This window comes from Sinobaca sp. H24 (assembly GCF_023845525.1).
Window position 1 is genome coordinate 119,185 of record NZ_JALBWT010000004.1, and the last position, 22,323, is coordinate 141,507.

General features: G+C 46.3%; 18 protein-coding genes, 4 pseudogenes and 1 riboswitch. Of the genes and pseudogenes, 15 read left to right on the plus strand and 7 right to left on the minus strand.

The genetic code is table 11. From position 1 onward, the window contains the following. Nucleotides 1-145 precede the first annotated feature (145 nt). Nucleotides 146-1,072, plus strand: a complete 927-nt coding sequence (locus MMY81_RS07890) for a class F sortase (protein WP_252312367.1) — start codon at nt 146-148, stop codon at nt 1,070-1,072. A 52-nt stretch (nt 1,073-1,124) separates the two neighbouring features. Here the strand turns inward: MMY81_RS07890 and MMY81_RS07895 are convergent. Beyond that, nucleotides 1,125-1,834: pseudogene (locus tag MMY81_RS07895) on the minus strand (GntR family transcriptional regulator). A 174-nt stretch (nt 1,835-2,008) separates the two neighbouring features. Between MMY81_RS07895 and MMY81_RS07900 the strand changes: the two are divergent. Together MMY81_RS07900 and bglA are read left to right on the plus strand one after the other, a co-directional pair. Continuing rightward, nucleotides 2,009-3,922 carry a beta-glucoside-specific PTS transporter subunit IIABC gene (locus tag MMY81_RS07900; protein ID WP_252312368.1) on the plus strand — a complete coding sequence of 638 codons (1,914 nt, stop codon included), beginning with the start codon at nt 2,009-2,011 and terminating at the stop codon, nt 3,920-3,922. Between the two features lie 13 nt (nt 3,923-3,935). Further along, nucleotides 3,936-5,374: pseudogene (gene bglA, locus MMY81_RS07905) on the plus strand (6-phospho-beta-glucosidase BglA). 42 nt (nt 5,375-5,416) lie between these two features. Here the strand turns inward: bglA and mobV are convergent. Continuing rightward, the gene (mobV, locus tag MMY81_RS07910) at nt 5,417-6,631 is read right to left on the minus strand and encodes a MobV family relaxase (protein WP_252312369.1); all 1,215 of its coding nucleotides are present in this window, start codon (nt 6,629-6,631) and stop codon (nt 5,417-5,419) included. Nucleotides 6,632-6,919: 288 nt separating this feature from the next. Here mobV and MMY81_RS07915 point away from each other — a divergent pair, with 288 nt between their 5' ends. The 3 genes from MMY81_RS07915 to MMY81_RS07925 all read left to right on the plus strand — a co-directional run bounded on the left by MMY81_RS07915 (nt 6,920) and on the right by MMY81_RS07925 (nt 8,560). Then, nucleotides 6,920-7,672: a sugar phosphate isomerase/epimerase family protein gene (locus MMY81_RS07915; RefSeq protein WP_252312370.1), complete on the plus strand. Its 753-nt coding sequence runs from the start codon at nt 6,920-6,922 to the stop codon at nt 7,670-7,672. Nucleotides 7,673-7,694: 22 nt separating this feature from the next. Then, nucleotides 7,695-8,267: a thioredoxin family protein gene (locus MMY81_RS07920; protein ID WP_252312371.1), complete on the plus strand. Its 573-nt coding sequence runs from the start codon at nt 7,695-7,697 to the stop codon at nt 8,265-8,267. Between the two features lie 74 nt (nt 8,268-8,341). After that, nucleotides 8,342-8,560, plus strand: coding sequence for a WYL domain-containing protein (locus MMY81_RS07925; RefSeq protein ID WP_252312372.1), 219 nt, complete (start codon nt 8,342-8,344; stop codon nt 8,558-8,560). Nucleotides 8,561-8,584: 24 nt separating this feature from the next. On the opposite strand, the gene MMY81_RS07930 is transcribed toward MMY81_RS07925, so the two are convergent. The 3 genes from MMY81_RS07930 to MMY81_RS07940 all read right to left on the minus strand — a co-directional run bounded on the left by MMY81_RS07930 (nt 8,585) and on the right by MMY81_RS07940 (nt 11,701). Continuing rightward, complete coding sequence (locus MMY81_RS07930) at nt 8,585-9,454, minus strand: SDR family oxidoreductase (RefSeq protein ID WP_252312373.1); 870 nt, start codon at nt 9,452-9,454, stop codon at nt 8,585-8,587. A 114-nt stretch (nt 9,455-9,568) separates the two neighbouring features. Next, nucleotides 9,569-11,089: an NCS2 family permease gene (locus tag MMY81_RS07935; protein WP_252312374.1), complete on the minus strand. Its 1,521-nt coding sequence runs from the start codon at nt 11,087-11,089 to the stop codon at nt 9,569-9,571. A gap of 21 nt (nt 11,090-11,110) precedes the next feature. Then, the gene (locus MMY81_RS07940; RefSeq protein WP_252312375.1) at nt 11,111-11,701 is read right to left on the minus strand and encodes a xanthine phosphoribosyltransferase; all 591 of its coding nucleotides are present in this window, start codon (nt 11,699-11,701) and stop codon (nt 11,111-11,113) included. Nucleotides 11,702-11,791: 90 nt separating this feature from the next. After that, nucleotides 11,792-11,892: riboswitch (purine riboswitch) on the minus strand. A gap of 137 nt (nt 11,893-12,029) precedes the next feature. Between MMY81_RS07940 and MMY81_RS07945 the strand changes: the two genes are divergently transcribed. The 6 genes and pseudogenes from MMY81_RS07945 (at nt 12,030) to MMY81_RS07975 (ending at nt 18,535) form a co-directional block, all read left to right on the plus strand. Next, nucleotides 12,030-12,452 carry a hypothetical protein gene (locus MMY81_RS07945; RefSeq protein WP_252312376.1) on the plus strand — a complete coding sequence of 141 codons (423 nt, stop codon included), beginning with the start codon at nt 12,030-12,032 and terminating at the stop codon, nt 12,450-12,452. A 64-nt stretch (nt 12,453-12,516) separates the two neighbouring features. Next, nucleotides 12,517-13,323, plus strand: coding sequence for an ABC transporter ATP-binding protein (locus tag MMY81_RS07950; RefSeq protein ID WP_252312377.1), 807 nt, complete (start codon nt 12,517-12,519; stop codon nt 13,321-13,323). A 90-nt stretch (nt 13,324-13,413) separates the two neighbouring features. After that, complete coding sequence (locus tag MMY81_RS07955; RefSeq protein WP_252312378.1) at nt 13,414-14,211, plus strand: SurA N-terminal domain-containing protein; 798 nt, start codon at nt 13,414-13,416, stop codon at nt 14,209-14,211. A 133-nt stretch (nt 14,212-14,344) separates the two neighbouring features. After that, complete coding sequence (locus MMY81_RS07960) at nt 14,345-15,232, plus strand: chemotaxis protein CheV (RefSeq protein ID WP_253075882.1); 888 nt, start codon at nt 14,345-14,347, stop codon at nt 15,230-15,232. Between the two features lie 89 nt (nt 15,233-15,321). Further along, nucleotides 15,322-17,625 carry a bifunctional diguanylate cyclase/phosphodiesterase gene (locus MMY81_RS07965; protein ID WP_252312379.1) on the plus strand — a complete coding sequence of 768 codons (2,304 nt, stop codon included), beginning with the start codon at nt 15,322-15,324 and terminating at the stop codon, nt 17,623-17,625. An 89-nt stretch (nt 17,626-17,714) separates the two neighbouring features. Then, nucleotides 17,715-18,535 (plus strand): annotated as a pseudogene (locus MMY81_RS07975) (MBL fold metallo-hydrolase). 48 nt (nt 18,536-18,583) lie between these two features. Here the strand turns inward: MMY81_RS07975 and MMY81_RS07980 are convergent. Beyond that, a complete protein-coding gene (locus MMY81_RS07980) occupies nt 18,584-18,886 on the minus strand; it encodes a rhodanese-like domain-containing protein (RefSeq protein WP_252312381.1) in 303 nt (100 codons plus the stop codon). Nucleotides 18,887-18,904: 18 nt separating this feature from the next. Further along, nucleotides 18,905-19,288, minus strand: a complete 384-nt coding sequence (locus tag MMY81_RS07985; protein WP_252312525.1) for a DUF302 domain-containing protein — start codon at nt 19,286-19,288, stop codon at nt 18,905-18,907. A gap of 160 nt (nt 19,289-19,448) precedes the next feature. Here MMY81_RS07985 and MMY81_RS07990 point away from each other — a divergent pair. The 3 genes and pseudogenes from MMY81_RS07990 to MMY81_RS08000 all read left to right on the plus strand — a co-directional run bounded on the left by MMY81_RS07990 (nt 19,449) and on the right by MMY81_RS08000 (nt 22,321). After that, nucleotides 19,449-20,674, plus strand: a pseudogene (locus MMY81_RS07990) (acyl-CoA dehydrogenase family protein). Further along, nucleotides 20,671-21,444 carry an SDR family oxidoreductase gene (locus tag MMY81_RS07995; protein ID WP_252312382.1) on the plus strand — a complete coding sequence of 258 codons (774 nt, stop codon included), beginning with the start codon at nt 20,671-20,673 and terminating at the stop codon, nt 21,442-21,444. The pseudogene MMY81_RS07990 and the gene MMY81_RS07995 overlap by 4 nt, the downstream one beginning before the upstream one ends. A gap of 19 nt (nt 21,445-21,463) precedes the next feature. Next, the gene (locus MMY81_RS08000; protein ID WP_252312383.1) at nt 21,464-22,321 is read left to right on the plus strand and encodes a 3-hydroxyacyl-CoA dehydrogenase family protein; all 858 of its coding nucleotides are present in this window, start codon (nt 21,464-21,466) and stop codon (nt 22,319-22,321) included. The last annotated feature ends 2 nt before the right edge of the window (nt 22,322-22,323 follow it).

Below are 22,323 nucleotides of genomic sequence, written 5' to 3' on the forward strand. Positions count from 1 at the left end.
GATCCATATGTTCTTTTTATACGTTAGCTTACTATCAATCAATGCGAATAGTATAAAGGATTAAATAAGGTGGGGAGCGGCTTATGACACGCGTGGAACAAAATAAAAAAGCCAGAAAAAAGGCAGTATTATAATTCTGCTGGTAATGCTGATTTGTGCTGGAATTGCGGGCTATTCAGGTTTCCAGGTATTTGCCTCCGGCAGTCCGGAAGCAGAGAATACTGAGCCGGCATCACAGGAAAACGCGGAACCGGCAGGAGAAGATATGGGAGAATCACTGGAAACGATTGAAGAAGAGTTTGTGCTGCTGAATGACGCAGAAGCAGAGATGGCGCTTGAAGAGGAAGCGGAGCAGACCGCGCCGGAAGGTCTATCCATCCCTTCGATCGACATTACCGCTGAGCTGGAACCTAAAGGTGTCCTCGATAACGGACAGATGGGCGTGCCTTCCACCGAAGATGGGGTCGCCTGGTTTGAACCAGGAGCAAAGCCCGGTGAAAAAGGCAACGCGGTAATGGCAGGTCATGTTGACAGCCGCACCGGTCCTGCTGTGTTTTATGATCTGGATAAGCTGGATGCAGGCGATGAAATTGAAGTGACGGATGAAAAAGGAGAAGTGCTGACGTTTGAAGTAAAGCGTGCCGTCAGCTATGACAGAACCGAAGCACCGATTGAAGAAATTTTCGGTCCGTCCAATACCCGCAGCCTTAATCTCATTACGTGCACGGGCACGTTTGACCAGGCCGAGGGAACGCACGATCAACGCCTGGTCGTATATACGGAGCTTCAGGAGGAAGACATGCAGAAAATAGAAAACGGGGATCCACCCGAAGCACCCGGCAATGTGGTGCTGTCAGGAAGTCAGCTTTCGTTTCATGCCGTTCGCGATGAAGATGTAGCCGGATACCGTGTGTATGAGAAGAATCCAGAGGGAGAGAACCAGCATATAGAAAGCATTGCGGTTCATGAAAGAAAAAGCTACAGTTCGCCGGATCTGGCTGGAAACGAGTATTACGTCACCACAGTAGATGTATACGGCCAGGAGTCGGAGCCGTCTGAAACCGCAGAATAGAAAACAAGCCCCTGCACAGAGAAGATCTCATGCAGGGGCTTGTTTTATGTGTTTATAAAAAGTAGTTATTTGCCTGAATAAAAAACTGCGACTGCTCATAGTTATAGGTGATTTTCGAAAAATCAAAAGGCTGGCCGTTGGTGAGATGAAAAATCTGTTCCATAAATAAGCCGGGAGAAGCATCAGGCAGACGAAGCAGCTCTGCTTCGTTTTATTGATCTTTCCGACGTTAAAATATAAATCTGAAAATCCTATATTCAATCCTAACGCATCGCTTATATAGTTAAAGATGGATTCAGAAACAATTTCATTGTTTAAATACGAAACCACGGATTTATTATAGTAGGACTCTTCGATGCAGAGCGTCTGGCCGTTTATATAACGAACCCTTTTTACATAATACACGCTCTCCGCGGGATCGACTGCCAGGTTACGGGTAGCTTCTGCTGTCGGTCTGCGGATATCAAGAGCCAGTACTTCAGAAGTGATCTGAAACCCATCCAGCTCTTTTTTGAACCCTTGATTGGAGAGAAGACCAATATAGCCTCTGCGCTTATGCCGCCTGACAAAAATGCCGCTGCCGCGCACCTGATACACAATCCCCTTTTTTTCCAGAAGATCCAACGCTTTAGTAATGGTGCTTTTGCTGACATCAAATTGTGCCATAAAAGCATCCAGTACGGGAAGCTTATCTCCCTGCTGTAAATCTTTATCTACTATTTCCTGTTCAATATCGGCTGCGATCTGCTGGTATTTTAACATGGACATTCCTCATTATCGTCTAGTTTCAAGCTTCTTTGTATACCAATTCTACCATAATTAAACTGAAAACAGCATAATTTAATTATGCATATATTAAAAATTTATATGGTATTTATTTAATTGTTACGGTACAATATAAAATGTAAACGCATAACAGTTGAAGGAGGATGGAATGTGGCGGAAAAAGTAAGGGATTATCCAAAGCTGGCAAAAGATATATTAGAGGCTGTAGGTGGGGAAGAGAATGTCCTCAGCGTGACAAGATGTGCGACCAGGCTCCGAATTGTGCTCAAGCGCTCCAAGCCAGATGCGAAACAGCTTGTGTCTTCGATGCCCGGAGTTATTACTGTCGTAGAAAACAGCGGCCAGTTTCAAGTCGTGATCGGCCAGCATGTTGGAGAAGTACATGACGAATTTGCCTCTCTCGTACAGATCGATACATCGGACAGTGAGCATGAAAATAAAGGAACCGTTGTAAACCGCGTTATCGCTACGATGTCTGCAGTATTTGCTCCATTTATTTACATATTGGCAGCGGCAGGTATTCTGCAGGGTATGCTGATACTGATTAATTTATTCTCGGACTCATTTGCCAATACAGGCACCTATCAGGTATTCAGCTTTATATCATGGGCTCCATTTACGTTTCTGCCCATTTTCATCGCCATTACAGCATCCAAACATTTTAAAACAAATATGTACATAGCGGTGGCTGCCTGCGCTGCGCTCGTTACTCCGGAATGGGCAGGCATGGCCGCTGAGATATCTGAGGGAGCTCAGACGACCTTTGCCGGTCTGCCGCTCTCGGAAACGGTGTACACATCATCCGTACTTCCGCCGTTATTTCTGGTGTGGATATTGTCTTATTTGGAACGGTTTTTAAATAAGCGGATTAATGAAGTCATCCGCCCGTTATTTGTTCCATTAATCTGCCTCGTCGTTATGGTGCCATTAACGATTGTGTTAATTGGGCCGATCACTACACTGGGTGCCAACGGCATTGCCAACGGCTACAACTTTCTTGCGGAATATGCCCCGGCACTGGCGGGCGCGATTATCGGAGCGTTCTGGCAGGTACTCGTTATCTTTGGCGTTCACTGGGGTATTACGCCGATGGTACTGGCTAATTTCGAACAGTATGGACGGGATTCATTCCAGGCTTACCAGACTATTGCCGTTATGGCACAGGTCGGGGCCGTACTAGGTGTTATTATTAAAACAAGGTCACAGGAAATAAAGAAAGTAGGAACTTCTGCAGGAATAACAGGTATATTCGGCATCACCGAGCCGGCCATTTACGGCATCACCCTGCGCTTTAAAAAGCCATTTATATACGGTTGTATCTCCGGCGCGGTCGGAGCGATTGCAGCAAGTTTCTTTAATCCGTATTACTTTGCCTATGCCGGTCTTCCCGGACCGCTTACGATTGTAAACGGTATTGATTCGGAATATCCTCTGTCAATCTGGGGTATTCTTCTGGGAGTCGGTATTGCTGTTATTCTGCCGATTATTTTGATTCAACTGCTTGGTTTTGGAGAAGATACTGCCAAACAAGCAGGAGACAGCACGCTGGTGAAGGAACAGGGCGGGCGTGATCAGGCGGCAGCAGCAGTAAATGAAGAGACAAAAATTAATGAAGAAACTATCAGTGCGCCATTTGAAGGGGATATTATTCCACTCGATCAGGTGCCGGATGAAGTGTTCAGCTCCGGCGCTATGGGGAACGGTCTTGCGATCCGGCCTGCAGGGAACAAAGTGTACGCACCTTTTGACGGAACAGTTGTCATGACAGCACCTACAAAACACGCGGTTGGTCTCCGTTCCCACGTCGGGGTGGAACTGCTGATACACGTGGGATTGGATACCGTAAACCTGCAGGGCAGGCCGTTTACCCTGAAGATAGAAGACGGCAGCACCTTTAAAAAAGGAGATCTGCTGCTTGAATTTGACAAACAGTCGATTGAAGCAGAAGGGCTGGATACTATTACGCCGATCATCATCACGAATTCCGGCGATTATGAAGAAGTTATTTTTAATGATAAAAATAAAAGTGCACTGGATCAGGAATTATTTACGGTTATAAAATAAGGAGGACATACACATGTCAACGATGCCAAAAGATTTTCTATGGGGAGGGGCCCTGGCGGCCCATCAATTTGAAGGAGGCTGGGATCAAAGCGGAAAAGGACCCAGCGTAGTGGATGTAATGACAGCGGGAGCCCACGGGGTGGCGCGCGAAATTACAGAAACGGTGGAAAAGGATAAATTTTATCCGAACCACGAAGCGATTGATTTTTACAGCAATTACAAAGAGGATATTGCATTATTCGGCGAAATGGGGTTGAAATGCCTGCGTACGTCGATTGGCTGGAGCCGGATTTTCCAAACGGATGAGAAACCGAGCCAAACGAAGAGGGACTGCAGTTTTACGATAATGTACTGGATGAATTAATAAAGCAGGGCATTGAACCCGTTATTACATTATCCCATTTTGAAATGCCGCTCCATCTGGCGCGGGAATACGGTGGATTCCGCAGCAGAAAAGTGGTCGATTTCTTTGTCCGCTTTGCGGAAGTATGTTTCAACCGCTATAAGGATAAAGTGACGTACTGGATGACATTTAATGAAATCAATAACAAGATGGATGTGGAAAACCCATTATTTCTATGGACGAACTCCGGCGTTATTGTAAAAGAAGAGGAAAATGCGAAAGAGATCATGTACCAGGCGGGACACCACGAACTTATTGCAAGTGCGCTGGCTGTAACGAAAGGAAAAGAGATCAATCCTGCATTCGAGATCGGTGCCATGGTATCTCATGTTCCCATTTATCCATACTCCTCCAATCCAGAAGACGTAATGCTTGCAGAAGAGTCGATGAGACAGCGTTATTTCTTTCCGGACGTTCATATCCGCGGCGCCTATCCGAGGTACGCGTTAAAAGAATTTGAAAGAGAAGGGTATAACATTCCATTTGAGGATGGGGATGAAGAGATTCTCAAAAACGGCACGGTCGACTATTTAGGCTTCAGCTATTATATGTCGACTACTGTGAAAAGCGGAGCCGCAAATAACACAACAGGAAACATTGTAAACGGCGGTCTGGCAAACGGAGTGGAAAATCCATATATCCAGTCGAGCGACTGGGGATGGGCGATTGATCCAACCGGCCTGAGATATACGCTTAACCGATTATATGACAGATACCAGATTCCTTTGTTTATTGTAGAGAACGGCTTTGGTGCCGTTGATACGATAGAAGAAGACGGAGCAATTCATGACACACAGCGGATTGAATATTTGAAGTCGCATATTGAAGCCCTCGAAAAAGCCGTAGAATACGATGGGGTGGAGCTGTTGGGCTATACGCCGTGGGGGATTATTGATATTGTATCCTTTACGACCGGTGAGATGAAAAAACGCTACGGTATGATTCACGTAGACCGTGATAACGAGGGAAATGGTTCAATGAAGCGTTCGAAAAAGGAATCGTTTGACTGGTATAAAAAAGTAATCGAAACAAATGGAAAGCAGTTATAAATAAAGAAGGAAGGCTCTCCACTCGGAGAGCCTTCCTTTCTTTTATGATTCAGGATAATCCTGGTCATCGAGCGCCACCTCTTCGGGAAATAAGCGTTGAAACTGCAGTTTCTCCTGGCGGGTGAGAGACTGTTTGCCCTGCTCAAAAAAGTCTCTCGCGCCTTCCAGTTCCTCAGGATTTTCCCTATCGTAAAAATCAATCGGTACTTCTTTGGTTTTACCCGATAAATGGGCAGAAGCCTTCGCATGGCCAATCGCCCAGTCAAGGTGTTCGTAGGAATCAGAAAACATCTGCTTGAAATGCTGCAGGGTGTCGCGGAGCAGCTCCGATTCACCGGTTAGAACCCGCCCATAGGCAAGAGCCTGATCTTTTGTCTGCTTCACTTCACGAAGTCTGCTGCGCACATCGTTTAATTCAGCCAGCGTGTGCTCGTATTTTTGCTTGTAGGAAGCTGCATCCCTGCGCCTGGTAAAGGATTGAAGCGCCAGCGTGTAAAGCTCTTTGTAGTCCTCTTTAGGTATTTCCATAACTGACTTTGTCTTAAAGCCTTCAGAGAGCTGAATAGAACTTTTTTCTTTAACGCCGCCCGTTAATTTTTCGAACTCTCCGAGAAAAGCCCCGCCTTCGTTTAAGCGCTGCTCCATCCGGTTAACTTCTTCACGCAGAATCAACAGATCCCGCTCGTACACTTCCAAATGAAGATCCTCTATTTTAGGATCAGGACGGTCCAGGTCAAAATTGTGCTGCTTTAAAAAAGTATGAAAATCCGACTGAAGCATATATAAATCTTTGTTCTGACCGAAGAAATCCTTGGCGGAAAGCTGGTCATCTTCTGTAAAAGGAATAAAACCGATATGTATATGAGGAGCACTCTCATCCTTATGGACCACTGCATACATTATGTTTTTTTGACCGTACCGTTCTTGAAAAAACAGCAGGGACGTATCAAAAAAGCGTTTTTCCTCTTCAGGAGAAAGGCTGTCAAAAAAAGAAGCATCATTAATGACCGTAAAGTTACACAGTTTAATTGCATCTTTACTGATCGTTTTTTGTCCGGTATAACGCTGATCGATTGTTTTATTAATCACTTTTTTGTAATCAAAAGGCTGCTCATTCACTAAATCTACATTAAGTATCGTCCGGCGGCGGTCAATTCCATCACCTGGAATTTCATCTTTCTCTCGTTGATTGTGGGCCTGGACTTCCTTTAATTCAGAGCCTTTTACTTTCTGCAGATGAAGCACGGGGTAACTCATGCTGAATCCTCTCCTTCCGGCAGGGGCAATATGTATACCCACAAGTGTAGCATATTTTGAAGGAAAAAGAGGGAATAGAAATGGCAGATTATACTGTAGAGAGCAGGGGGCAGGAATTAATTCCCGTTGCCGGGGTCCTGAGATATGAATTCACTATATAGGTTTAAACAGAAACACAGCTTAATAATTTCACGTACTATATTATTTTTATAACATAAATCTCGATAAAACAATCAAAAATGGTAAACTATACCCAGCGTACATAAAAGAAAGAAAAGAGGGAGTATAATGACAAATACTGCACTGCAGCTGTATACGCTGCGAAACGAACTGGAAGAAGATTTTGAAGGAACCCTTCATCAAGTCTCTAGAATGGGATATAGAGGAATTGAACTGGCTGGGAATACAGGAGGAATGTCTGCAGAAACACTTCATGTGTTTTTAAAACAAATTCACCTGGAAACAGCCTCGATGCATGTCTCTCTGGAAGAACTCGAAACAAATTTATCCTATCATATTGATTTTGCTCATGCGCTTGGCTGCAGACATATCGTCTGCCCTTATTTGGAACCGGAGAAGCGCCGGAGCATTCAGCAGTATAAAGAATTAGCAGCCTCGTTAAACCGGATAGGTGAAATATCCAAAAAAGAAGGAATTACCTTCTCATATCACAACCATGATTTTGAACTGATGGCATTGGAAGGTGAACTTCCGCTTTCTGTCATTATGGAAAATACAGATCCGAAGCTGGTTATGATTGAACTGGATACATACTGGGTACAGAAAGCAGGAGGAGATCCGCTGGTCTGGATGGATCGCTGCAAGAACCGGATGCAGCTTGTGCACCTTAAAGATATGACCCGGGACGAAGAAAGATTTTTTGCAGAGCTTGGAACGGGACGCATGGATATAGAAGCGATTGTGAAACAAGCCAAACAGCAGGAGGTCGCCTGGCAGATCGTGGAACAGGATGAATCACGCGGGGAACCTATTGAAAGCGTAAAAGAAAGCCTGCAGTATTTACACCAATTATCGATTTAATACTATAGGAGGACAATCTCATATGCCTACGAATCAGAACATTGCAGATATGGTCGGAAAAGGAATCACGGTGGATGCTTTTGTATCACAAATGAAACCGGAATATCAGGAAAAATTGAATGAATGGCAGGAAGGATTTACCTGGGTGGACCATTCACAGGAAGTGCTTAGTTTTATGCGTACCAGGTCTGACCTGCACTGTTCTATCATCGCCTCAGACTGGTGTGGTGATGTGCATCGTAACTTTCCGGTTATTATAGAAGTGATGAATCAGGCAACCGTACCGGTTGAGGTGTTTGTGCAGGAAAACCATCCGTCTTTTATCGATGTTTTTCGAACACTGGGCGGAAAATCTGTGCCTAAAGTGATTATTTCCAACACTTCCGGAGATGTTCATTTTACCTGGGGACCAAGACCTGCATTTATTCAGGAGCCAATGGCTTACTTTAAATCGCTTCAATTAAAAGATTCGGACAGCGAATATGCAGCCGAGCGAACAAAAGCCTATGAAGGGATACAGGCTCGGTATGGGGAGGATTTTGACTATCAGAAGCTTGTGGTCTATGAACTAACCAATCTGTTATCACAGACGTAATCAACAAAGCAGTTTGCTTTACATCGAACGTTTGTTCTTATATAATTTAGTTATATAAGAAAGGAGCGGGGAAAATGGAAGGCATACTTGAAAGGGCAATGGAGGAGCAGGCACCGCTTCAGCTCGTGTACGAAAGCAAAAGCGGGATCACGCAGCGGACCATTACCATATACAAAAACGATACAGAACGAATCATAGCATACTGCCATTCCAAAAAAGCGGTCCGGTCGTTTCGGAAACGCTGTATTCTGGCGGTACAGCCAATAAAAAAAAGATACCCCGCTGTTATTTAAAACAGACAGGGTATCTCTTTTTTTTTAAGTGGTAACAAATCGTCCGCCGTTAACGTGAATGACCTGGCCGGTCATATAGCTGGAGTCCTGAGAGCCGAGCAGGACGAATGCCGGTGCCAGTTCAGCCGGCTGTCCCGGACGTCCCATCGGCGTATTCGTTCCAAAGCTCTCGACCTTATCCTCTCCAAAGGTGGATGGGATAAGTGGTGTCCAGATAGGGCCCGGTGCTACTCCATTTACGCGGATCCCTTTAGAGGCAAGTGATGTAGAAAGAGAGCGTATGAGAGTAGTGACCGCTCCATTTGTAGCAGAGTAGTCAATTAAGCCGGCTGATCCGTCGTATGCTGTCACAGACGTAGTATTAATAATCGCGGCCCCTTCTTTTAAATGAGGGAGCGCTGCCTGAATGAAATAAAACATGGAAAATACGTTAGTGCGAAACGTTTTTTCCAGCTGATCTTTAGAAATATCCTCAATTTTTTCCTGCGGGTGCTGTTCCGCTGCGTTATTTATTAATACATCAAGCTGGCCAAACTCTTTAATCGTATTTTCCACTGCTTTTTTGGCAAACTGGTCGTCTCCGCCATCCCCGGGCAGCAGCAGACAGCGGCGCCCATAATTTTCAATTTCCTTTTTGGTTTGTTCGGCATCTTCGTGTTCGTCCAGATAGACAATCGCCACATCCGCTCCTTCTTTAGCGTAGGCAATGGCTGCGGCTTTTCCAATACCGCTGTCGCCTCCGGTAATGAGCGCCGTTTTATCTTTTAGTTTATCAGACCCTTTATACTCAGGGTTATCATGTACCGGTTTCGGATCCATTGGTTCTACTTCTCCAGGTTGTCTGTTCTGCTGCTGCACGGGCTGGCCGTCCTGCTGTTTTTCTTTAAATTCCATATATTTCTGCCTCCTTGTTGTTGGTTGGATATAATAGCCAAGTACCCCTGCGGCTGCAGACTCAAACAGAAGCCGAAAAAAAACCGGGCCCTTTTTATAAAGGGACCCGGTTTTCTATGAAACCTGACGTTCTTGTTTATCTGGTTGTTCGAATTGAGCCTGATGCCTGTGCTGCCAGGCGCAGAAGCCGAAGAACACAGCAACCGCAAGATAACCTGCCGTGAAATCAGGTGCAGCATTCCAGGCAAGGGCAGGAGCATGCATGAATCCGGCAAAAGAAAAGACGGCCGCAGTTAACGTAAATATAACGGCACGGCGCCATTCCCGGTCAATAATAGAAACGGTCACTGCCCCGAGCAGAATCGCGGTGAAAAGGGCGCCCTGGCCGAGAGGAACAATTCCCTCCGAAATATCAGCCACCACGTCACCTGCCGGGTTATTAAAGCGCGTCATCGTGTAATTGGCCAGGTATGGCAGCATAGCCAGTGCCACAGCCGGAAAATATCTGCTGGAGGTGGTGGAAAAAGCCGCCGCCACCATGGACATACCGACAAATACCAGCACCGGTGCAATAGCGGCGAGCGGAATTAAAGCAGACAGTGCGGCAATCATGCCGGTCACAGCCGCCGCCAGTATAACGAAGGCGTTTAAAATACTATAGCCGCGTCCGGCTCCCATTTCTTTAGAACCAATCGTTGCTATGTAGACAGTAGTAGGAAACAGTCCGCCGAAAACAGCACCAAGCATAGTACCTGTGCCGTCAACAGCCTGGCATTCACGCACATCGTAAGAGTCTCCTACAGCGGCCATCGCCTCTACGTTATTCATCGTTTCAATCGCATTATAAATCGTGATAGGCAGCAGCACACCAAGCAGACCGACTGCTGTACCAAACAAAAGCGTCATCCCGTCAAACGCGGCCAGACTGGGAAGAATCGGATAGAAGCCTACATTGGATAACCCTTCGGATACCTCTCCCGGACTTTGATGACCCAACGCGAATGCCAGAATAGTTCCAACCACGACAGCGAGTAATGATGCCGGCATTCGAAAAGGAAAGACAACTTTTCCTACAAATCCGACCAGGATAATCGCCAGTGCGACAAGTCCTACTATAGGGATGGCAAACGTATGAAACAGCATTTCACCGGCAATAAACGAAAAAGCAACACCTGCCAGTGCACCAAGCAGCGCTGGGCGGGGAAGGTGGTCCCGGATCCAGTTACCGGTTAAACTGACCATCGCTTCAATCAGCCCGCTGATAAAAGCGGCTGCTACGGCAATTTTCCAGGCAAGATCCGGATCATTCGTTAACGCAAGAGCCGGCGCAAGCACGCCGAATAAAAAAACAAACATAACCGGCGTACTAATTCCATAAGAGAGCGCCGTTACATCGCTTCGGTTTTCTTTTTTGGCCAGCCGGGAAGCCATAAACGAGTAGTACAGATTTCCTGCCATGACGGCTACGGCCGTTCCGGGAATCACTTTCCCAAATACAATAGATGCAGGAAATCCCATACCAAGCATCGTTACGGTAATCACAACAAAGTTGGCAAGGTTATTTTGAAACAAAGCAAAAAATGCATCAAGATCCTGCCGCTTAAACCATGGATAATGAACCGACTGATCGTTCATGGACTGCTTCACCTTCTTCTCTTATTTAATAGGGGCCTCTGATTCCACAAAGGTGACGCGGCCGTTCTCGAGCGAGGCCACTCTTGCGAGAGACTCGACCCGGTAGCCGCTGTTAATGAGCTGCTCCCGCCCGGGCTGAAAAGATTTCTCAATCACAATGCCAACACCGGCGACAACCGCCTCCGCTTTTTCAACAATTTCAATTAATCCTTTCGCCGCCTGGCCGTTCGCGAGAAAATCATCCAGAATCAGCACCCGGTCTCCGGGCACGAGAAAATCTTTGGAAACGGCAATTTCCGATTCTGTCTGCTTAGTAAACGAATAGACGCGGCTCGCATACACATGCTCATCCATCGTTAAAGACTTCCGCTTCCTTGCAAATACAAGGGGCACCTCGAGCTTCGAGGCTGCCATAAAGCTTGGCGCAATTCCTGATGATTCTATCGTGAGGACCTTCGTAATTCCTTCCTGCTGAAAAATACGGGCAAACTCTTCTCCTACCGCAGCCATCAGCCCGGTATCAATCTGGTGGTTAAGAAAGGTATCCACTTTAAGAACTTTCTTTGAGAGGACACTCCCACGCTCGACAATTGCCTGTTTTAATCGTTCCATTGTTCCACTCCTTTTTTCTTTGACTGTTATTTTTTAAATAAAAAAAGCCCGCCGCCCGAACGTATCGAGTGACAGGCTGACCGCATACAAAAAAGCCGCCGCTGCACTCGTAGTCAGGCCGTTAAGGCAGCCTGGTAGAAACGCGCGGACCATATTTCCGCAGTTATACGAGAAAATATATATTTATAGATAAGAGTCTATTATAGACGAACAGTCTCTCGATGAGAAGCCCGATTTTACTAATTGGAACAGCAGTGCCGTTTAAAGAGATGCAGGTAAGGGAATGCAGTACCCATTCAGTAAAAATCAGAAAAAAGGGGCTGTTTTTTTGAATTACGAAGATTTTAAAACATTGATTGTCCATAATGGGAACAGTGAAGACTGGCTGTATGATGAATTTCACCAGGCATATACGCTCAAAGAAAACCTGAACGTATCCATTCATTTTTGTGAAGAGCGGGGTACAGAAGAAGTAAGCAGGGACTGGTTTTCCAAAACGGGAAGCAGCCGGGGCCGTGAACTGTTCTTTGACGTGCACTTTGGAGCCTCATTGATTGAACAGCTCCGATTTTACGAGCTTGATAATGGAAATATTCTCATGCCGGAGGCAGACATGTTGAACACCGTGTCCGAATATCACTACAGCCTGACCAGGGCACTCAACAAGCCGAATGCCAAACCGAATGACTCCGTCATCGACGAGTATTTTGAGCGGCTGGGCTGGAGCATCTACAAAACGTCAAATGAATAACACAGAGACCCGGCAGGCGCCGGGTTCTTTTTTTGGTATACTGATACAAAAAGGGGGAAACATCGTGCCGGAACCATTATTTGAATTGCAGAATGTCAGCGTACGGACCGGGGGGCAGTCCAGACTGCAAAATATCAGCTTAACTTTAGAGGACGGCATACATACCGGACTGCTAGGTTTAAACGGATCCGGAAAAACAACAATTCTACAGCTGTTAACAGGCTACGTCTGGCCGACAGAAGGGACCGTGCACAGCTGGATGGGCCAGCATGGCCGTGTTTCGATGCAGACGCTGCGACGCGAAATTGGATGGGTGAGCGATGCACTTGATGACCGCTACCGGACCCGAAGCAGCGATACGGCACTCGAGGTGGTAATCAGCGGCTATTTTGCCTCTGTGGGTTTGTACGAAGAACCGGCGGATGAGGTGACCGACTATGCACGAGAATGCCTGGAGCTGTTTCAGGTAGGAACCTATGCCAAAAAGCCATACAGCCGGCTCTCTCAGGGAGAAAAACGGCGCGTGATGCTGGCCAGAGCCTGGGTTATCCGGCCGAGGCTGTTAATTCTGGATGAACCGTGTACCGGTCTGGATGTGAAAGGAAGAGAAGAGCTGCTTTCTCTTCTTGAACGCGCGCTTAGTGAACCGGGAGCCCCAACGCTTTTGTATGTAACCCACCATATAGAAGAACTGCCTCCGGCCATCGTGAACATGGCCCTGTTAAAAAATGGGCAGATGCTCGATCACGGGTTTAAAAAAGAAGTCTTGTCCAACGATCTTATTTCGGAAGCCTTTGACGTTCAGGCTTCTATTAGCTGGGAAGAGGAACGGCCGTGGCTTCGTATTAAAAATAAGATGAAAAATCACTGAAAACGCAGGTGAGAGCAGGCGTTCCGTTATCTTTCCACCCGGGAAGTATGATACAATACGGAACAGTATAGATATGAAAGGAGCTTTTCTTTGAGTAAAAAATGGTTATTAACAGCCAGTATGGCAATTTCTCTTTCCGTTATTGCAGCATGTGGAGGAGAATCTGAAGAAGAGGCAGGATCGGATGAGGAACAGCAGCAGGAAGAAAGCGCAGAATCCGAAGGGCAGGAAGCGGAACAGGAACAGCCCCAGGCACCGGAAGTGAATCTTGACGATGTGCCCGACGTGGTGGCTGAAGTGAACGGCGAAGAAATTACAAAAGATGAATTTGAATCGGCATATACAACAACCTTGTCCATGTTTTCCATGCAGGGAATGAATCTCGAAGAGCAGGATGAAAACGGCGAAATGGAAGCGGAGCTCAAAGCGTCAACAGCAGAGCAGCTTGTCGGACAGCGTCTACTCGTACAGGAAGCGGAAAACCGGGACTACGAAGCAGATGCAGATGAAGTAGATGAGATTTTAAACCAGCAGAAAGATCAGTTTGAAAACGACGAAGACTATCAGGCTGCATTGGAAGAGCAGGGCTTCACAGAAGACGACTTCCGTGCACAAATTGAAGAGTCGCTTCGTGTCGAACAGCTGATAGAAGAAGAATCCCAGGATATTGAAGTAAGCGAAGACGAGATTGATGAACAAATAGTAGCGATGGAAGAACAGCAGGCGGCCGTGGCCGAACAGGCCGGCGAAGATGCTCCGGAAGCACAGACGCCTGAACGGGACCAGGTAGAAGAAGAGGTCCGTTCCCAGAAGGAAAACGAACGGGTTCAGGAACTGGTAACGGAACTTCGCGATGATGCGGACGTTACGATTAATCTTGATAATTAAACTGACATTAAAACAAACTGACCTTTACTGGCCGGTTTGTTTTTTTTGTCTAAAATTCTTCTTGTACTATTTTCAAAATAGGATAAAATAAAACAAAAGTCCTATTTTTTTAGAAAATAGAGGAGGAAACCGAATGATATCACGTGAAAAAGAAGATATATTGCTTGAAAGTGGAACAAATGAACTAGAAATTGTCATGTTTTCTATTGGAGAAGAAACGTATGGTATTAACGTCTTAAAAGTAAGGGAAATCATTCAGCCGCTGCCGGTCACAAAAACACCGAATGCCCATCCCCATGTAGAGGGGATTATCCGTCTTCGAAACGAAATCATGCCTGTGGTCAACACAGCTAAAGTACTGGGCTACACCCACGAAACAGCCGGCACGGATAAGTTTATTATTTGTGAACTCAATCAAATGAAAGTTGCCTTCCACGTGGAATCTGTTTCCCGGATCCACCGGATTTCCTGGAAACAGATCGAAGAACCCGAACAGCTGATTCAAGGTGATCATTCACATACTATCGGTGTGATTAAACGGGAAGAAGGCATGACGCTTCTGCTGGACTATGAAAAAATGATCAGCGATATTAATCCCAAAGCCGGCATCCAGCCGCAGACTATTGTACGGGGGCTGCGCCCTGAGAGAGCAGCCAAGCGTGTGCTCGTAGCGGAAGATTCGCCGATTCTGCAGCAGCTTATTTTCGACACCCTCGAGCGTGCCGGCTACGAACAGATTGCTAAAAGCACCAACGGCGAAGACGCATGGAACCAGCTTTTGGCCGTAGAGAAAATACCGGATATTGTCATATCCGACATAGAGATGCCTAAAATGGACGGCCACCATTTAACGAAAAAAATCAAAGAGCTCGCAAAAACAAAAGATATACCTGTTATCTTGTTTTCTTCTCTCATTACAGATGATCTTTACCATAAAGGTGTAAAAGTCGGGGCGGACGAGCAGGTAAGCAAGCCGGAAATCGAGACGTTAATTCAAAAAATGGACAAGCTGTTGTTTTAAAATAACCGACAGACTGATTTAACCCCCATCCTGTTTCCAGAAATGACAGAAGGAAGTCGGCTCCTTTTTAAAGAGGGAGGAGTATAAAAATGGGCATAAAGAAAAAACTAATATGGATTGTAGCCGGGAGCGGATTTTTACTCTTTTGTCTGCTGGTTGGGATTTTTTATCCTATGCTGCTGCAGCAATTTCGTTCGATTGAAGAACAGGCGGCCGAACAAAGCCTGAATCGGCTGACAGAGCTTCTTATAAACGAACAGGAGCAGCTGTTGAATTTCAACCTTGATTGGTCTTCCTGGGATGACACTTACGCATTTGTAGAAAGCGGAGGCCGGGATGAATCCTACATAGCGAGCAATCTGGGGGGAGAGTCTCTCGACAATGGAAAGCTATCGTTTATGATGATAGTAGATGAAGACGAAAAAGTTCTATTCAGCCAAAGTCAAAACGAGCCCGAAGAACCAGAAAATGGATTTGAAGCACTTGCTGTAACAGAAAAAGATGTATTAGAGATGTTCAGCCGTTTGATTATAGGGGAAACCAGCCTGTACCAGTACGGAGATAAATCGTATATGGTATCTGCCCTTCCTATTCAGACAACAAGTACCAACGACGGTTCTAACGGCACAATGATTATGGGAAGAGAAATCAATGACCGTTACATTGAAATGCTCGCCGAATCCATGCAGGTACCTTTACAGTTTCAAGCAGCTGCGGATGAGAGCTCTACTGAAAACAACAGAAACGTAACAATTTTGGAAAATAATCTGATTCAAAGCAAGTACCGCGTATCGTATGCTAATACAAACGAGACCGCTTTGTTTACATTCAAACAGCCTCGTACTATATATAATCAAGGGGCAAAAACAATAAATTGGTTGTTGGTTTCCTTTACTATCGGCATGATTCTTTTAACTGTATTATTAATTTTTTTATTAAATCGTGCCATTTTAAAAAGAATTGCTTTTCTTTCCGGAAATTTGAATACCATTGAGCAGAAGGGTGTATTCGAAGACACGGTAACAGTTGACGGAAATGATGAAATAACAGTACTGCAGAAATCAGCTAACAGCTTAATACATTCCCTTCGCAGTTCACACCAGGAAATGTATGATCTGGCCTACCGGGATCCGGTCACTAATCTTTACAACCGCTCTTATTTATTAAAAGAATTAGATAATCAGACACACCAAAAGCAGAGGTTTTCACTTTTATTTGTCGATCTGGATCATTTTAAAAAAGTGAATGATACATTCGGTCATCAAGCCGGGGATGAAGTACTAATGGAGACGAGCCGACGTATGAAAGAATGTGCTCCAGACGGAGTGACTGTTATACGAATGGGAGGAGACGAATTTGTTATTATCGTTCCCTCGTTTACTGAGTTTTCCTGTGAAGTTCTTCTTCAGGAACTAGAAAAGCCATTTTTAATAGATAATCATCGTGTATTCATTTCCGGCAGTATCGGCATAAGCGAATATCCGCAAGACGGAACTTCCTATGAACAATTGCTGCAATCAGCGGACATAGCTATGTATGAAGCAAAAAAACAAGGAAAAAACAGCTACCGGTACTATACCGAAGTAGAAAACAAAGCCTATTACAAAGAATACGTTCTTCATGAAAATGATATTCGCCGGGCATTTACGAATCAAGAATTTGTTGTTCATTACCAGCCTATTGTCAGTGGGCTTGATCAAACAGTAAAAGGAGTGGAGGCCCTGGTAAGGTGGCAGCATCCGGAAAGAGGGCTGTTGGCCCCGGGCAAGTTTCTTCCTATGATTGAGGAACTGCGTTTAATGGATGAGCTTGGAATGATGGTGCTCGAATCGGCCTTGAAGCAGATGAAAGAGTGGAATGCCGAAAGAAATATTCCGCTTTTATTATCTGTAAATGTAGCGAAAACCCAAATGAAAAATAAAACCTTTTTCTCACGACTCGATGCCATTCTAAAACACGTGGACCTGCAGCGCACACCGCTGCAGCTTGAAATCACGGAAGAAATGCTGAGTGATCATTTAAAAACAACGATGGATTTTGCCAAAGAGCTTTGCAAAAGAGATATACGACTGGCATTAGATGACTTTGGAACCGGGACATCAAATCTTCTTTACTTAAAAGAAATTCCTATTAATACGCTTAAATTGGACCGGGCTTTTGTGAAAAACCTCCCCTTTGCCCCATTTGATGCCGCTTTATTTGCTTCGGTGCATAAGCTTTGCATGAAATTGGATATCGAACTGGTAGCGGAAGGAGCTGAAACGGAAGAACAAATTCATTTTCTAACGAAAACCTATCCTTCTACTATTCAGGGATTCTGGTTCAGCCCGGCACTGGCTCCGGAAGATCTTACAAATTATCTCATGCTGCAAAACGACCGCAAGCTGGTTTAACGCAGGTTAAAAGAAAAATGTACGTTTAATATCAGGCAAAGAGGTAAATAGGATAAGTAACCATACTTTTAAAGGAGGTTTCTTTTCTTATGAAAAATAATTATATGCCGATTACGTCGGAGATATCAAATACAGGGTTTGCGGTAACATCTGATGTTTATATGTACACCACTCAGATTGCCAATATGTATATGCTTGGTGATCCAGCTAAGGACAAAGATTGGATTATCGTGGATACCGGATGCCCGGTACGCTGAGCGTGTTAAACATGCGATGAACCAACGCTTTGGTTCCAATATTGGGACCAAAAGCTATTATTTTGACGCACGGTCATTTCGATCATGTAGGAAACCTGCAGAAGTTGATCAAAGAGTGGTCGGAAGATATTCCGGTGTATGCTCATTCATCTGAACTGCCGCATTTGACCGGAAAGGAAGATTATCCTAAAGCCGATCCAGGCGCTGACAAAGGACTCGTAGCGAAAATGTCGCCGGCCTTCTCCCGGAAGCCGTAGACATCAGCGAGCATATTCAGGCGCTGCCGGAAGACGGCAGCATCCCGTTTTTCCCGGAATGGACCTGGCATCATACCCGGGGCACACGAAAGGGCACGTTTCCTTATTCAGGGAAAAAGACGTATGCTGCTGGCCGGCGATGCGTTTGTTACGGTAAAGCAGGAGTCCCTGTACAAAGTAATGGCTCAGGAACCGGAGCTCAGCGGTCCTCCTAAATATTTAACAGAAAACTGGAGCGACGCAGAGGCTTCCGTGAAAAAGCTGGCCGGACTTGATCCGGAAATAGCCTTGACAGGACACGGCAGAATGATGGAAGGCGAAGACCTGCGCAGCAGGCTGCGTGACCTCTCCGACCATTTTGTCGAAAAAGCCGTACCGAAAAAAGAGAAAAATTAACGCAGAAGGAACAGCCTGTTTAGACCAGGCTGTTCCTTTTTTTGCGTCTTACTTCGTTTTTCCGCTCCATTCAAGCATACCGCCCTGCATATTTTTCACACGGTAGCCGCGTTCCTGAAGCCATTCAGCGGCGAGACCGCTTCGGCTTCCGGAACGGCAGACCATCGTATACTCGGTATCTCTATTTAATTCATTCAGTCTTGTTAACAGCTCACCCAGCGGAATCAGGTCGGCTCCGGGAATATGCCCGGCTGCCGTTTCATTTGGTTCTCTCACATCAATTATCCGGGCATCCGCGGAAGCTTCCACCTCATTCGGGGTAGTTTGTCTAATCGTTTGTTTCTCTGTCATTCGTTTTGTCAGCCTTTCTTATTTAGAGTTATCAATGCTTTGCTGCATACGCTGTTCTACGTCTTCGGCAATACTTTTTAATTCCGGATCCTCTATAAATCCGATTAGTACGGTCGGGCGGGGCATTCCAATATGAGTCACTCCATTGTCTTCGTATACTGTAATTTTACAGGGCAGAAAATTCCCGGCCGCTTTATGGCGGCGTAAGACCTTTTCCGCCTCTTTTGGATTACATACTTCCAAAATACGATAAGGCTCCGGAAATTCAAGTCCTTTTTCGATCAGCTTAGCCTGCAGGTCAAAATCCCACAGCACGCCGAATCCTGCAGTCTGAAGATGCTTCTCCAGTGAAGCTGCGGCATCCTCTACGGTTTTGGTCGATTCAACAGTATAATGAAACATCATTTTGTTCCTCCTTAAAGTGAATTACTAATCGTTATAATATACCCCATGGAGTATATTGTCAAGCGGGAACGTTACTTAAAAAATATTTTGTATACGCTTACATATTTTGCTATACTGTCAACATACCAACCGGTTAGTATACAAGAGGAGGAAGCAGATGGATTTTTCTTATTCACCAAATGTACGTAAGCTCCAGGAGCAGCTCACAGCGTTTATGGAGGAGCATGTATATCCCAATGAATCCGTGTATGAGAAGCAGCTGAATGCAATGGATACGCGCTGGAGCGCAGTCCCTCCTGTAATGGAAGAATTAAAGAAAAAGCGAAACAAGCCGGATTATGGAATTTATTTCTACCTGACCGCGAGCATGGGGCCGGGCTTACCAATCTGGAATACGCGCCGCTCTGTGAAATCATGGGCCGTTCGTTAATCGGCCCGGAAGTATTCAACTGCAGCGCTCCGGATACAGGAAATATGGAAGTGCTCTCTAAATACGGCAGCGAAGAGCAGAAACAGCAGTGGCTCGTACCGCTGCTGCAAGGCGAGATACGCTCTTGTTTTACGATGACAGAACCGGATACCGCCTCCTCAGACGCGGTTAATATTCAGGCACGCATTACAAAAAAGGATGGAAGCTATGTGCTCAATGGCACAAAATGGTGGTCCTCCGGCGCCGGAGATCCCCGCTGTAAAATTGCCGTATTCATGGGGAAAACCGACCCCGAAGCCCCGCGCTATGAACAGCAGTCGATGATTCTCGTTCCGTTGGATACCCCCGGTATTACGATAGAGCGGACCCTGTCTGTGTTTGGGTATGATCATGCTCCGCACGGACATGCAGAAATTACGTTCAGCAATGTCCAGGTGCCGGAGGAAAATATGATTTGGGGCGAAGGTAAAGGATTTGCCATTGCCCAGGGCAGACTTGGTCCAGGCCGTATTCATCACTGCATGCGCCTGATCGGGGCAGCCGAACGGTCGCTTGAGTACATGTGCCGCCGTGTCCAAGAGCGGGAAACATTCGGCAAAAAGCTGTCTCAGCAGGGGGTGGTGGCCGAATGGATTGCCGACTCCCGCATAGAGATCGAACAGGCCCGGCTGCTGACGATGCGCGCAGCCTACATGATGGATACGGTTGGCAATAAAGAGGCAAAAACAGATATTGCCATGATTAAAGTGGTAGCACCTTCCATGGCACTCCGCGTGATTGACCGGGCTATCCAGGCATTTGGGGGAGCCGGCGTATCGGACGACTTTCCGCTGGCCGCACAGTGGGCAAATGCGCGAACGCTTCGCCTTGCCGACGGACCCGACGAAGTACACCGGGCCCAGATTGCCCGTCTTGAACTGAAAAAACACACGCCGAAGGAGGATAACAAATGAACGTACAGGAGTTATTTTCACTGCAGGGAAAAACGGCTGTAGTGACCGGAGGAGGAAGAGGACTCGGTTATCAGATTGCCGAAGGGCTGGCGGAGGCCGGGGCCAATATTGTGCTTTGTTCCCGCAAACTCGAAACCTGTGAAGAAACGGCTGCCCTCCTCGAAAAAAAGGGCATACAGACCGCCGCCTTCGCCTGCGATGTAACCAACCAGGACCAGGTGGAACACGTAATAAGCGAAACAAAAAAGCGATTTGGAACGATTGATATTCTCGTGAATAACAGTGGAGCTACCTGGGGGGCACCGGCCGCTGACATGCCGCTGGAGGCCTGGCAGAAAGTTTTAAATGTGAATGTTACCGGGACCTTTTTAATGAGCCAGGCGGCCGGACGTGTCATGATTGAGCAGCAGGCCGGGAAAATCATCAACATTACCTCGGTCGCCGGACTGAAAAGCTCCGCACCTGAAGTCATGGATACGATCGGCTACAATACGAGCAAAGGTGCCATTATTACGTTCACAAAAGATCTGGCTTCCAAATGGGGGCAGCACAACGTCCATGTCAATGCAGTCGCTCCAGGCTTCTTCCCGACAAAAATGTCCAAAGTTATTATGGAGCACGGAGGAGAAGCGATACTGGCCAATACCCCGCTCGGACGATTTGGCGGACCGGATGAATTAAAAGGAGTGGTTTTGTTTCTCGCTTCCAAAGCGTCTGACTATGTCACAGGGGATGTTCTCATTGTAGACGGCGGTTCGCACGTACGTTAACCAGAAAGGGTGAGAAAGCATGAATGAAATAAACACGATCACTGTCGTTGGGGCCGGCCAGATGGGACATCAGATAGCTATGTTAGGAGCACTTGGAGGGTATCGGACCATCCTCTGCGATATCGAAAAAAATAACCTGGAAAAAGCCGACGCGACGCTGGAACAGCTGATGAATGGCTGGGTCCGGAAACAGAAAATCTCTGAACAGAAGAAGAAGGAAGCATTCGAACGGCTGTCTTTCACGGAAGACCTGCAGGAGGCCGCAAAGCAGGCAGATTTTGTGATTGAAGCGGTCGTAGAAAAGCTTGATGTAAAGCAGGAGGTATTCAGCCGGCTTGACGAATGGGCCCCGGAACATGCGGTACTGGCGACAAACAGCTCCACGATTGTCAATAGTCTTCTTTCTACAAACCGGCCGGACCGTATGGTGAATATGCACTTTTTTTACCCTCCGCTTGTTATGGACTGTGTGGAAGTAGTGATGAGTGATGCCACATCTGAAGAAACGGCGCAGGCGGCCATAACCGTCAGCCGCCGGATGAACCGGACCGCGGTACTGCTTCGAAAAGAAATATCCGGCTTTGTGGCCAACCGCATTCTCGGCGCCCTGCAGAAAGAAGCTGTTCATCTTTATGAAGAAGGCATTGCGGATTACAAAGACATTGATACGATTGTTAAAAAAGCACTCCGCCACCCGATCGGCCCATTCGAGCTGATGGATCTATCCGGGATTGATGTGGGCTACTTCGTGCAGCAGCAGCGCTTCCGGGAAACCGGTGATCCCGAAGATAAGCCGGCCGCCTGTATCGAAGAAAAAGTTAAACAGGGACACCTCGGACGAAAAACCGGCCAAGGCTGGTACACGTACCCTTCTTAGGA